We start from the raw sequence: 12,306 nt of genomic DNA, 5'->3' as shown, positions 1-12,306 counted from the left end.
ACAAAAAAAGGCCCCTGTTGAATGGGCAGGGGCCTGGTACGAGCAAGCATCATATTGGGCGACATGATGCAACGGTAAAAATCATTTGGCCTGATGGCGCATGATGACTCCTTTCATTTCAGCAACCGCCGCCCCGTCTACAACATAACGCGAATACTCGTCCGCGTGTGTATCTGATGACATGGACAATCCTTGATTACGATAACGCATCGGTGAGGCTTGCCACGCTCCTGCGGAGCTATGGACTTCCAGCACTCCGGCATCGAGGAAGTGGTGCAGATTTTCTGCACGGACTCCTGCTCCGGCCATGATGATTGGAGCGTCACTATGAGCAATAAGTTCCATAATTTTTGATAAACCTTGCAGTGCGTCAGATTTTTGCCCGGAAGTCAGCACCCTGGCAACGCCCAATTCAGCAAGATTATTGAGTGCATTTAGCGGGTTAGCGCACATATCGAAGGCGCGATGAAAAGTCACTGCCAGCGGCCCGGCGGCAGCCATTATTTTTTCCATTCGCCGCATATCGACATTGCCATCAACATCCAGAACGCCCGTCACCAGCCCCGGAAAACCTAATTCGCGAACTGTGCGGATATCGTCAAGAATGGCGGCAAACTCAGCGTCGCTATAGCAAAAATCGCCACCGCGCGGGCGGATAATAGGATGCACAGGAATCGTAATCTGCTGACGCACAGATTTCAGCACGCCCAGCGACGGCGTCAACCCTCCTTCTTTTGGGGCTGCGCATAATTCAATTCTGTCTGCGCCGTTTTGTTGCGCGGTCAGCGCGCACTCCATGCTGTAACAGCAAATTTCCAGTAATGCCATTTTGACTCCTTAATTACGCCGACTGTTCGCTGGCAACAATCTCTTCAATGGACCACGGATGAAACTTAATGGTTGTTCTGCCATCAGTGACCGCCAGCGTCGGATTCGGTAATCGCTCGTGTTCGCCTTTTGGAGAACGGGTCTTCACCGAAATCCCCGGCTGGCTAAGTCCTTCATCAGAAAGCAGCGCCAGCGCGCGCGCATTCAGCGTTTCTGGCTCGCCCGGCAGAACAATTTCGATATGTTCCCAACCTTCGTGCGGGTAACGTTTTTCTCCCGGCCACGGTAACTCAACAATGGAAAATTGCCAGTGAGCAACCAGTACCGGTTCGTGCAATTTAAACAGACAAATCGGTCTGCCATTGATCATATTTTCTGACAAAAGCTCGCCGCACTGTTCAAACCCGCGACGCCAGCGTTCAGCGGTAGCGTTTTGATAGCAACGCAAGGATATGTGATCGGCAGCCAGCGGGGTGATATCCAGCCCCAGACGACGGGAAAGTTCGTCTAATGCATGGATAAATCGCGGTAAATCTGTTGCAATATCCTGCAACTCGTCGATAGATTGCCAGTTCGCCATAATCACTCTTCGTCTTTCAGTAAAAGCGCTAATTTACCCTGTTGCCCTTCCCCAACCAACCGCTGATTTCATGCTGTACCCGATGCAATAGTAAAAACGGCAGTGCGCCGCGCGCACGTTGCTGACGAAAACAGCCATTTGCAGTATACTCCCGCCCTAATTTCTTTAACTGGCGCGAGCAATTTTCGCTCGCTTCATCAATGTAAGGTATTCCGGTGAATATTCAGGCTCTTCTCTCAGAAAAAGTCCGTCAGGCCATGATTGCGGCAGGCGCGCCTGCAGATTGCGAACCGCAGGTTCGTCAGTCAGCAAAAGTTCAGTTCGGCGACTATCAGGCTAACGGCATGATGGCAGTTGCTAAAAAACTGGGTATGGCACCGCGACAATTAGCAGAGCAGGTGCTGACTCATCTGGATCTTAACGGTATCGCCAGCAAAGTTGAGATCGCGGGTCCGGGCTTTATCAATATTTTCCTCGATCCTGCATTCCTGGCTGAACATGTTCAGCAGGCGCTGGCGTCCGACCGTCTCGGTATTGCTACACCAGAAAAACAGACTATTGTCGTTGACTATTCCGCGCCGAACGTGGCGAAAGAGATGCACGTCGGTCATCTGCGTTCCACTATTATTGGCGACGCAGCAGTACGTACCCTTGAGTTCCTCGGCCACAACGTAATTCGCGCGAACCACGTCGGCGACTGGGGAACCCAGTTCGGTATGCTGATTGCGTGGCTGGAAAAACAGCAGCAGGAAAATGCCGGTGACATGGAACTGGCGGATCTTGAAGGTTTCTACCGCGACGCGAAAAAACACTACGACGAAGATGAAGAGTTCGCCGAGCGTGCACGTAACTACGTGGTAAAACTGCAAAGCGGTGACGAATATTTCCGCGAGATGTGGCGCAAACTGGTCGACATCACCATGACGCAGAACCAGATCACCTACGATCGTCTGAACGTGACGCTGACCCGCGATGACGTCATGGGTGAAAGCCTGTACAACCCGATGCTGCCGGGCATCGTGGCCGATCTCAAAGCCAAAGGTCTGGCAGTAGAAAGCGAAGGCGCAACCGTCGTATTCCTTGATGAGTTCAAAAACAAGGAAGGCGAACCGATGGGCGTCATCATTCAGAAGAAAGATGGCGGCTATCTCTACACCACCACGGATATCGCCTGTGCGAAATATCGTTATGAAACACTGCATGCCGATCGCGTGTTGTATTACATCGACTCCCGTCAGCATCAGCACCTGATGCAAGCGTGGGCAATCGTCCGTAAAGCGGGCTACGTGCCGGAATCCGTGCCGCTGGAACACCACATGTTCGGCATGATGTTGGGTAAAGACGGCAAACCGTTCAAAACCCGCGCAGGTGGCACGGTGAAACTTGCAGACCTGCTGGATGAAGCGCTGGAACGTGCACGTCGTCTGGTAGCAGAGAAGAACCCGGATATGCCAGCCGACGAGCTGGAAAAACTGGCCAACGCGGTGGGTATTGGTGCGGTGAAATACGCGGATCTCTCCAAAAACCGGACTACCGACTACATCTTCGACTGGGACAACATGCTGGCATTTGAGGGTAACACCGCGCCGTACATGCAGTATGCATACACCCGAGTATTGTCCGTGTTCCGTAAAGCGGAAATTAGCGAAGAGCAACTGGCTGCAGCACCAGTGATCATCCGTGAGGATCGTGAAGCGCAACTGGCTGCTCGCCTGTTGCAGTTTGAAGAAACCCTCACCGTGGTCGCCCGTGAAGGCACGCCGCACGTGATGTGTGCTTATCTGTACGATCTGGCCGGTCTGTTCTCAGGCTTCTACGAGCACTGCCCGATCCTCAGCGCAGAAAACGAAGAAGTACGTAACAGCCGTCTGAAACTGGCACAACTGACCGCGAAAACGCTGAAACTGGGTCTGGATACGCTGGGTATTGAGACTGTAGAGCGTATGTAATCACGTTATGCTACAAAAGCCGATGTCGCGGTTACGGACATCGGCTTTTTTATCACTGCCGATAATTCACAATCACTTCATTACGTTGCACCTTCAGCGGCGGAATTAACCGTCCTCCGCCAGAGACTTCCCAGATATATCGCAAAGTTTCTGTCGCCGGTACGCCGGAAAAGGCCACAGTGGTTCCATTCTGCCCCTCTAATTCGACGCAACGAGATTGCGAACACAAGCGCACGCGCAGTCCCACTGGCGTCGGGCCGATAAGCTGATAACGCCATGCCACCTGTGTTATTAATCCTGGAGCAGGTTGTCGTGGGGAAAGAGGCGCTGACGACATCGACTCGCCGCGATGATTTAGCGTAATTCCTACGCTGCTTGCCTGCCACATCCCCTCCCCGGCAGCTTGCACCAGCATCGGAAACAATAACGTTGCTAATAAGATTCTCATCATTTACCGCCAATCGTCGCCGTCATACGAATATGCCGGTTATCAGAAAGCTCCAGATTCGACAACACCACTAACTGCGGCAGACTGCGGCGCAGAAAGCGAGACAATAACGGTCGCAGTGCGTGGTTCACCAACAGCACTGGCGGCGCGCCCAACATCTCCTGACGAGATAATGCTTCCTGAGTTTGCGCCAGCAAGCGGTCCGCCAGCCCCGGCTCAAGGCCACCACCGCCCTGTAACGCCTGTAACAACAAACGTTCAAGCGGTGTGTCCAGCCCAATAACGTGGACCTCATCTTTGCCAGGAAACCACTGCTGAGTAATCGCCCGCCCCAGTGCCACACGCACGACGGCGGTTAATTCATGCGGATCGCTCTGGACAGGCGCATGTTCCGCCAGCGTTTCGAGAATCGTGCGCATATCACGAATTGGTACTTTTTCATCAAGAAGGTTTTGCAGCACCTTATGCAGCGTGGTGAGCGTGACGACGCCAGGAACGAGATCTTCCGTCAGTTTTGGCATCTCCTGGCCGACGCGCTCCAGTAGCTGTTGCGCCTCCTGACGACCAAACAACTCTGCGGCATGTTGGCTAATAAGATGGTTAAGGTGCGTTGCCACCACCGTACTGGCTTCAACCACCGTATACCCCTGAATCTGCGCCTGTTCTTTTAGCGCGCTTTCGATCCAGATGGCGCTCAAACCAAATGCCGGATCGACGGTCGCTTCGCCAGGTAATGTTCCGGCGGCAGTCCCTGGGTTGATCGCCAACCAGCGCCCCGGATAAGCATCACCACTGCCTATCTCGACGCCTTTCATCAAAATGCGATAGCGGGCCGGTTGTAGATCCATATTGTCGCGAATGTGCACCACCGGCGGCAGAAAGCCCATCTCCTGGGCAAATTTCTTGCGAATACTGCGAATACGCCCCAGCAATTCGCCATCCTGTTGAAAATCAACCATCGGGATCAGTCGATAACCCACTTCCATACCCAATGAATCTTCCAGTTGCACATCGTTCCAGGTCGCTTCGACAACAGCATTGTTCTCAGCCATTTTTACTGGCTTCGGTTCTGCTGGCATTTTTTGTTCGCGTCCGCGGATCCACCAGGCCAGCCCCAGCAATCCGGCAGTGAACAGCAAAAATACCAGGTTCGGCATTCCTGGTACCAAACCGAGTAACCCTAAAACGGCAGCACTTAACAGCATCACACTGGGGTTACTAAAAAGCTGATTCACCATCTGCTCGCCGACATCCTGATCGGTGCTGACACGCGTAACAATAACCCCCGCGGCGGTAGAAATAACCAGCGCCGGAATTTGCGCCACCAGCCCATCACCGATAGTCAGCAGCGTATAACTTTCCGCCGCATGCCCCATGCTCATGCCATGTTGCAACATACCGACTAATAAACCGCCGACAACGTTAATGACCATGATGAGGATCCCGGCGATGGCATCGCCGCGAACAAACTTACTTGCCCCGTCCATTGAGCCGTAAAAATCAGCCTCCTGAGTCACTTCACTGCGGCGTTTTTTCGCCTCATCCTCACCTATCAATCCGGCGTTAAGGTCGGCATCAATCGCCATCTGTTTACCCGGCATACCATCCAGAACAAAGCGCGCGCCCACTTCCGCAATACGTCCGGCACCTTTGGTAATCACCATAAAGTTGATGATCACAAGGATAACGAACACCACAATACCGATCGCGAAATTGCCACCCACAAGGAAGTGACCAAACGCTTCGACCACCTTCCCTGCCGCCGCCGCACCGGTATGCCCTTCCATCAAAATGATACGAGTTGAAGCCACGTTAAGAGCCAGACGCAGCAGCGTGGTAAACAGCAGAATGGTCGGAAACGCGGCAAACTCGAGCGTACGCTGGGTAAACATCGCCACCAGCAACACCATAATCGACAGAGCAATATTGAACGTGAACAACAAGTCGAGAATGAATGCGGGCAGTGGCAACACCATCATCGACAAAATAAGCAGGATCAAAATCGGTCCGGCAAGGATCTGCCATTGTGTCGATTTCAGGTTTGTGGGCAGGCGCAGCATCGCAGCCAGATTACTCATGGGTCGGTTTCTCGTTGATAAAATCCAGAGCTTCCGGCACCGGAAGATGAGTAGGTTGTTCAGGGCGTTGTCCACCCGCCAGACGCCAGCGTTTCAGTTGCCAGACCCAGGCCAGCACTTCCGCCACGGCGGCATAGAGTTGGCCGGGTATTTGTTGACCGATTTCGGCATGTCGATACAGCGCTCGTGCCAGCGGCGGCGCTTCGAGGGTCGGGACGTTATTTTCAGCAGCTATTTCACGAATGCGTAATGCCACCAGCCCCGCCCCCCTGGCGACGACTTTTGGCGCACTCATTTTGTTTTCGTCGTACTGCAATGCCACGGAGTAGTGAGTTGGGTTATTAACGATAACGTCCGCTTTCGGCACATCAGCCATCATCCGACGCCGCGCGGCAGCTCGCTGCATCTGACGAATTCGCCCTTTGACATGGGGATCTCCTTCGCTTTGTTTGAACTCATCACGAATATCCTGCCGTGACATGCGCAGCTTTTTAAGGTGGCTGAAAATTTGGAAAAAGACGTCAAATCCCACCATTGGAATAACGCCAGGCACGATCAGCAGCGCGCATAATCCCACCAGCTCCATCGCATTAGTCATGGCAGAAATGGGGGACTCCGCCATTAAGCGCATCATCTGCGGCCAGTGGTACCAGAGATAAAAACCGGTGACACTCCCCACCAGAATAGATTTCAGGATTGCCTTTAACAGTTCTGCCCCAGTTTGGGCCGAGAAGATACGTTTAATACCCGGCAATGGATTAAGTCTGGAAAACTTCGGCTGCAATGATTTACCGCTGAATACCAGACCTCCCAGCATGACCGGCGAAATGAGCGCCACCAGCACAACGCCGCTAATCAGCGGCAGCAGTGCCAGCATAGCTTCTCTGATCAGCAAAATAATCTGCCCGAGGATCATGTTTGGATCATTGATGATACGGTGATCGAAATTCAGCCCAACGGAGAGCATCCCTGACAATCAACGGGCCAGCGACGCACCACCAAACCAGATAACACTAATCCCCACCAGCAAAATCAGCAGTGAGGTCAGTTCACGGGAACGCGGGATCTGCCCCTCCTCCCGCGCTTTTTCAAGTCGATGAGGTGTAGGGTCTTCTGTTTTGTCGTCGCTCTCGTCAGACACGTCGCCAATCCTGGAAATAAAAATAAGCGTGAATAATGCCAGAGCAACAAGAGTTCAATGGTTTGAGTAAGGGGCAAAGTTGGCGGGATTTAGGGCTTTTGCCGCAGCACACCGGGATTGAATTTCTTAATCAAATCTCGCGCAACCAACGGATCGGGAGCGGTCGCCACCATTTCCATATCACTATGACTGTTAATGATTTCCGTCATTATCTGGCGCATCAGCGCAGAATCATCAACAGGCAACACACTGATCTTGCTCATGGTTGCTCCTTACTTAACGCATACACCGTCTGTCTGCGCAACGTGAAGTTACGCTCAAGGTGGCTGAAGTTTTCAGAGTAACCCACAAACAACAATCCATCGGGTTTCAGCAACGGGGTAAAAGTTCCCGCCCCACCTTTAATTGAGTGGGTTGCACGAAAGATGGTATTCAAATTACCCGGCATCCGGCGTTTCTGGCTGTAAATTCAGCAGACGTTGCTCCATATCGGCCAACAATTCGTCCGCTTCACCAAAAAATGTCTGATAAAAATCGCTTATATCCGTGATCACGCTGTCACCTCGGTTCGGCTGATGACATTGTGGAAACACTGACCTGTGGTACTCCCCCGGTTTTTTCCAGGACGCTTACAGGCACATTCTGGCTTTCAGCGTTTTCATGCAAAATGGTCTGTTCGGCTTGTTTATTCAGAACCAACAGGCTGATTCGGCGGTTAATGGCGTCGTCAGGTCCACGATCGCTAAGTCGCATGGTGGCCGCCATACCAACCACCCGTAGCACTTTGCCGTCATCCAGCCCGCCAGCCGCCAACTCGCGGCGCGACGCATTGGCGCGTTCAGTGGAAAGCTCCCAGTTGCTATAACCTTTCTCGCCATTCGCATAGGGGAAGTCATCGGTATGTCCTGAGAGGCTGATACGGTTGGGGATCCCATTCAGCACTGGTGCAATAGCCCGCAGAATATCGCGCATATAGGGCTCAACATCGGCACTGCCGATTTTAAACATCGGGCGATTCTGGCTATCGATTATCTGAATACGTAAACCTTCCTGCAGCAGATCGATTTTGAGATGCGGACGCAACGCCCGGAGTTTCGGATCTGACTCAATGAGCTGATCAAGATCGCCGCGCAATTTACGCAACCGGCTTTGTTCCATGCGTTTTTTCAGCTCTTCAATGTTCGGTTGTTTATTCACTTCTCCCCGTCGTTGAGTGTAATCGTCGCCGCCGCCCGGTATCGGACTTTCACTGTTGGAGATACGATTACCGCCGGTTACGGCTGTCGCCAGCGGCGTACGAAAATATTCCGCGATCTGAATAAGTTCCTTTGGGCTGGAGATGGAGATCAGCCACATGACCAAAAAGAAAGCCATCATAGCGGTCATAAAGTCAGCATACGCAATCTTCCACGATCCATGTGCTGCACCGTGGCTTTTCGCTTTACGTCGTTTGACGACAATGATCGGATGCGTTTGATTCTTCATGCTTCCTCAGTCGCCGTCTGCTGTTGCGGATTCTTCACCGCCCGGACATGTTCTTCCAGTTCGATAAACGATGGGCGTTCGCTGGAGTAGAGCGTTTTGCGGCCAAATTCAACGGCAATCGGCGGAGCATAGCCATTAAGATTCGAAAGCAGCGTGACTTTTACGCACTGCATCATTTTGCTGGTTTCTGCGCTTTTCTGGCGTAATACGGTAGCCAACGGTGAAATAAATCCATACGCCAGTAAGATCCCGAGGAAAGTGCCCACCATAGCGTGAGCAATCAGCATGCCCAGTTCGGCGGCTGGACGGTCAGCCGATCCCAGCGCGTGGACCACGCCCATCACCGCCGCGACAATACCAAATGCCGGAAGTGAATCTCCCACCAGCGCCAGGCTATTCGCCGGAACTTCCGCTTCGCTTTCGTGAGTCTCAATCTCTTCATCCATCAACGCTTCGATTTCGAAGGTGTTCATATGACCACTGATAATCAGGCGCAGATAATCGACGATAAAATCAAGCATGACGCTATCTGCGAGGATGCGCGGGTAGCTGGCGAAGATCTCGCTCTCACGGGGATTTTCAATATCGCGCTCCAGCGAAAACATCCCCATCTGCCGCGATTTCGTCATCAGCCGATACAACAGCGCCAGGAGATCCATATACATCGCTTTGGTGTATTTGGAGCGACGAAACAGCAACGGCAACGCCTTCAGCGTGCCCTTGATCGCTTTTCCGTTATTGCCAACGATAAATGACCCAATACCTGCACCGGCAATAATCACCAGTTCAGCGGGTTGATAGAGTGCTCCAAGACTTCCGCCAGTCATCAAATAACCGCCGAAAACAGTACCGAGTACGACCAGGTAACCTAATAAGATAAGCACGACATCATCCTTCCACTGTTGACCATGACAGGATGTTCAGTTGCCAGTTGTTAACCCACGGTCAGGGCCAAAAAAGCAGCGATAATGGCTTACCGCTGCGGGAATATTTAGCCACACCATTTCCGTTAAACAGCCTGTACTCTCTGTTCATCCAGCAGTTGTGGGATAATATCGGCAGGATTCTGGGAAAGTTTACGTCTTTTTACCGCACGGGATGGCGGTTGGCATAAGCTGCAGGCAAAACTGCCGGCAGGCTGGTGAGCATGGGTGATAAAATTACCGCCGCAGCAGTTGCAACCGGACAATTGCAACAAATCGCTTTCGACAAACCGCACCAATGTCCAGGCGCGGGTTAACGCCAGCAACGGTCCTTCTTCTGCTTGCGGGCATTGCTCAAGATATAATCGATAAGCTTTAATTACCGCATCCACCCCGCTGCATAAACCAGTTTTCAAGAGAAACTGCCACGCATTACAAAACATCGACGCATGGACATTTTGTTCCCAGGTCATAAACCAGTCCGTGGAGAACGGCAGCATACCTTTTGGCGGGGGACTGCCGCGCAGCTCTTTATATAGCTTGATCAGGCGGCCACGACTTAACTGTGTTTCGCTTTCCAGCATCTGCAAACGAGCGCCGAGGGTAATCAACTCCATTGCCAACTGGATATCACGCGCTTCCTGAACAATGCTTTTCTCGCTCATCATCAGGCCCTTTTTTTACGTAGCGCTTCTTCGGCCTGATTCACATCGCTTAACAAGCGCGTTGAGAGCATGATCCCGGTATGAATTTGCTGGAGATCATCAACACGAGAATCCTGCGTCAGACGGGTAATAGTCTGGTGGCTGTCAAAGCGGAAGTGGCAAACCAGTTGATTGGTTTCTGCCAATTTAACCATTTGCGGAAGAGTCAGAGCCGATAATGTCGAGGCCATATCTTCATTAATACCGAGACGAAACATAGCGGACGCTTTGTCCTGAACGATCAGACGTTGTGCAAGAAGTAAATATGACAAGTTGATGTCATAAATGTGTTTCAGCAACTCGGAGGTATGCATTATTCCCATCCAGAATAACTAACTTTATTTTATGCGGTACGCCCGCACCCTGTGATGTCGCCGGGAAATCCCGGTAAAAATAAAAACAATGGAATAGTTATGATCAACGGAAAAAAGCATGACAGCATACGCGAGGACGGAACGAGCCCTTACAAAGTGTGATGTTTTTTTACACTTATCTAAGATTTTTCCTAATTCGACGCAACTCTACTCGCCACTACTTATACATACAACGGAGGGGAGCTGCGATTTCAACGTTGTGTGATATAGATCACACAAAACACCCAATTACTTAACATTAATGTATAAGTCACACTTTTGTTTTGGACATATTTCAATCCATTACATTTTTTTCACTAAGCCTGTTGTCAAAAATAAAACCAGAATAAGAAAAAGGGGATATTGCGCACAGTTAAAATAACTCACCGTAAATAACCATATATTTTGTAGAAAAGAAGCCAGGCTACCCCTCATAACACTTTTTTAAACATAGAGTTAGCCCACTTTAAGTGCTTCAAGTGAAAATAAAATTGATAAAAACGTCATGTGTTGCACAAATGCTTCATATATATTAACCATTTGTTTTGCACGGAGAATCGCTATATCCGCTTCATATAGTCACATAGTAAAATCATATGATCACCATTCGTTATTGATTAATGGTTTTTACTAATAAACAGACTAATATTTACGTCTTTGACGGCGTTGTTATTGCACCATTACCCCGTTCGGAGTAAAGCTGTCATATCACCTGAAGTTCGCAGAATAAGGAGCAGGTTATGAGCTATACACATATTCTTGTTGCGGTTGCTATCACACCGGAAAGCCAGCAATTGTTAGCAAAAGCGGTATCTATCGCCCAGCCGGTAAAAGGACGTATAAGTTTGGTCACCCTCGCTGCCGATCCTGAAATGTACAATCATTTAGCCGCCCCAATGCTGGAAGATTTACGTAACGTCATGCAGGAAGAAACACAAAACTTTCTTGATAAATTAATCCTGGATGTGGGATATCCCGTGGAGAAGACATTTATTGCGTATGGCGAATTAAGCGAACATATTCTGGAAATTTGCCAACAGCATAAATTTGATTTGGTGATTTGCGGTAATCATAACCACAGCTTCTTTTCGCGAGCCTCCTGCTCGGCGAAAAAAGTGATTGCCTCCAGCAAGGTCGATGTATTGCTGGTTCCTCTTGCGGGAGATTAGCCGCACTACACCAGTTTTGAAAAGGCGGCGACGTTATCGCGCAGTTGGCTTTCCGCACTGCGCGGCATTATCTGCTTTAGGTCGTGAATAAAACTCGCCTGCCAGTGGTTTATATCGTTTTTCACAATAACGTCCCACATTTCTGTATAGCGAGAAATTCGTTCCGCCAGCGACATGGTCAGTGCCCGATGAAGCGCCGTCGCCACTTCATCACGATCGTAAGGGTTGACGATTAACGCCGACGTTAGCTCATGAGCGGCCCCGGCAAATTGCGAGAGCACCAGTACGCCCGGATTGGCTGGGTCCTGCGCGGCGACAAATTCTTTCGCCACCAGATTCATTCCATCACGCAATGGCGTCACTAATCCTACATCAGAATAACGGAAGATTTTCATCAGCAATTTACGTTCAAAATGCTGGTTCAGATAATAAAGCGGCGTCCAGCCTAATTGGCCATATTTACCATTAATTCTTCCTGCTTCATTTTCCAGTTGATGGCGAATATCCTGATACGCTTGCACATCGCCACGCGAGGTTGGCGCTATCTGGGTATAACGAATTTTACCGTGATGTTGAGGATATTTTTCCAGCAACGCTTCATAAGCGAGAAAACGTTCTGGCAAGCCTTTTGAGTAATCCAGGCGGGTG

11 protein-coding genes and 4 pseudogenes are annotated in these 12,306 nt (G+C 50.7%); 2 read left to right on the top strand and 13 right to left on the bottom strand.

Features of this window, described 5'->3' with window-relative positions:
* Positions 1 to 81: 81 nt before the first annotated feature.
* The gene (cutC, locus tag EA14781_RS19290) at positions 82 to 828 is read right to left on the bottom strand and encodes a copper homeostasis protein CutC (RefSeq protein ID WP_001185710.1); all 747 of its coding nucleotides are present in this window, start codon (positions 826 to 828) and stop codon (positions 82 to 84) included.
* A 13-nt stretch (positions 829 to 841) separates the two neighbouring features.
* Entirely contained in the window at positions 842 to 1,408 is a 567-nt protein-coding gene (locus EA14781_RS19285; RefSeq protein ID WP_002462322.1) for a VOC family protein, read from the bottom strand.
* Positions 1,409 to 1,623: 215 nt separating this feature from the next.
* On the opposite strand from EA14781_RS19285, the gene argS reads away from it, so the two are divergent.
* Positions 1,624 to 3,357: an arginine--tRNA ligase gene (gene argS / locus EA14781_RS19280; protein WP_001025310.1), complete on the top strand. Its 1,734-nt coding sequence runs from the start codon at positions 1,624 to 1,626 to the stop codon at positions 3,355 to 3,357.
* A 52-nt stretch (positions 3,358 to 3,409) separates the two neighbouring features.
* On the opposite strand, the gene flhE is transcribed toward argS, so the two are convergent.
* The 10 genes and pseudogenes from flhE to flhD form a co-directional block, all read right to left on the bottom strand.
* The gene (flhE, locus tag EA14781_RS19275) at positions 3,410 to 3,808 is read right to left on the bottom strand and encodes a flagellar protein FlhE (protein ID WP_000984572.1); all 399 of its coding nucleotides are present in this window, start codon (positions 3,806 to 3,808) and stop codon (positions 3,410 to 3,412) included.
* The gene (gene flhA / locus EA14781_RS19270) at positions 3,805 to 5,883 is read right to left on the bottom strand and encodes a flagellar biosynthesis protein FlhA (RefSeq protein ID WP_000067013.1); all 2,079 of its coding nucleotides are present in this window, start codon (positions 5,881 to 5,883) and stop codon (positions 3,805 to 3,807) included. The genes flhE and flhA overlap by 4 nt, the downstream gene beginning before the upstream one ends.
* Positions 5,876 to 7,024 (bottom strand): annotated as a pseudogene (gene flhB / locus EA14781_RS19265) (flagellar biosynthesis protein FlhB). Before flhB ends, flhA begins: the two are co-directional and overlap by 8 nt.
* 104 nt (positions 7,025 to 7,128) lie before the next feature.
* A pseudogene (locus tag EA14781_RS19260) lies at positions 7,129 to 7,287 on the bottom strand (chemotaxis response regulator protein-glutamate methylesterase); the annotation flags it as partial.
* Positions 7,284 to 7,409, bottom strand: a pseudogene (locus EA14781_RS25335) (hypothetical protein); the annotation flags it as partial. The pseudogenes EA14781_RS25335 and EA14781_RS19260, both read right to left, overlap by 4 nt.
* Positions 7,407 to 7,578: pseudogene (locus EA14781_RS25825) on the bottom strand (Hpt domain-containing protein); the annotation flags it as partial. The pseudogenes EA14781_RS25825 and EA14781_RS25335, both read right to left, overlap by 3 nt.
* 4 nt (positions 7,579 to 7,582) lie before the next feature.
* On the bottom strand, positions 7,583 to 8,509 hold the full coding sequence (gene motB, locus EA14781_RS19250; protein ID WP_000795953.1) for a flagellar motor protein MotB: 927 nt from the start codon (positions 8,507 to 8,509) through the stop codon (positions 7,583 to 7,585).
* Complete coding sequence (gene motA / locus EA14781_RS19245) at positions 8,506 to 9,393, bottom strand: flagellar motor stator protein MotA (protein WP_000906351.1); 888 nt, start codon at positions 9,391 to 9,393, stop codon at positions 8,506 to 8,508. Before motA ends, motB begins: the two co-directional genes overlap by 4 nt.
* Before the next feature lie 125 nt (positions 9,394 to 9,518).
* On the bottom strand, positions 9,519 to 10,097 hold the full coding sequence (flhC, locus tag EA14781_RS19240) for a flagellar transcriptional regulator FlhC (protein ID WP_024164816.1): 579 nt from the start codon (positions 10,095 to 10,097) through the stop codon (positions 9,519 to 9,521).
* A 2-nt stretch (positions 10,098 to 10,099) separates the two neighbouring features.
* The gene (gene flhD / locus EA14781_RS19235; protein WP_002462327.1) at positions 10,100 to 10,450 is read right to left on the bottom strand and encodes a flagellar transcriptional regulator FlhD; all 351 of its coding nucleotides are present in this window, start codon (positions 10,448 to 10,450) and stop codon (positions 10,100 to 10,102) included.
* Positions 10,451 to 11,229: 779 nt separating this feature from the next.
* Here flhD and uspC point away from each other — a divergent pair.
* Positions 11,230 to 11,658, top strand: coding sequence for a universal stress protein UspC (gene uspC / locus EA14781_RS19230; protein ID WP_000122599.1), 429 nt, complete (start codon positions 11,230 to 11,232; stop codon positions 11,656 to 11,658).
* Between the two features lie 5 nt (positions 11,659 to 11,663).
* Here the strand turns inward: uspC and EA14781_RS19225 are convergent.
* The coding region (locus tag EA14781_RS19225; RefSeq protein ID WP_042336063.1) for a trehalose-6-phosphate synthase at positions 11,664 to 12,306 on the bottom strand (643 nt) is incomplete at its 5' end.

The organism is Escherichia albertii NBRC 107761 = DSM 17582 (assembly GCF_000759775.1).
Classification (GTDB): Bacteria; Pseudomonadota; Gammaproteobacteria; order Enterobacterales; family Enterobacteriaceae; genus Escherichia; species Escherichia albertii.
Note: the sequence above shows the minus strand (reverse complement) of the source record. Positions and strands in the feature narration are given on the sequence as shown.

What these genes read in the sequence shown, in the direction of transcription:
- cutC (WP_001185710.1), bottom strand. Translation starts at nt 828, where the DNA reads ATGGCATTACTGGAAATTTGCTGTTACAGCATGGAGTGCGCGCTGACC.
- EA14781_RS19285 (WP_002462322.1), bottom strand. Translation starts at nt 1,408, where the DNA reads ATGGCGAACTGGCAATCTATCGACGAGTTGCAGGATATTGCAACAGAT.
- flhE (WP_000984572.1), bottom strand. Translation starts at nt 3,808, where the DNA reads ATGATGAGAATCTTATTAGCAACGTTATTGTTTCCGATGCTGGTGCAA.
- flhA (WP_000067013.1), bottom strand. Translation starts at nt 5,883, where the DNA reads ATGAGTAATCTGGCTGCGATGCTGCGCCTGCCCACAAACCTGAAATCG.
- motB (WP_000795953.1), bottom strand. Translation starts at nt 8,509, where the DNA reads ATGAAGAATCAAACGCATCCGATCATTGTCGTCAAACGACGTAAAGCG.
- flhC (WP_024164816.1), bottom strand. Translation starts at nt 10,097, where the DNA reads ATGAGCGAGAAAAGCATTGTTCAGGAAGCGCGTGATATCCAGTTGGCA.
- flhD (WP_002462327.1), bottom strand. Translation starts at nt 10,450, where the DNA reads ATGCATACCTCCGAGTTGCTGAAACACATTTATGACATCAACTTGTCA.
- uspC (WP_000122599.1), top strand. Translation starts at nt 11,230, where the DNA reads ATGAGCTATACACATATTCTTGTTGCGGTTGCTATCACACCGGAAAGC.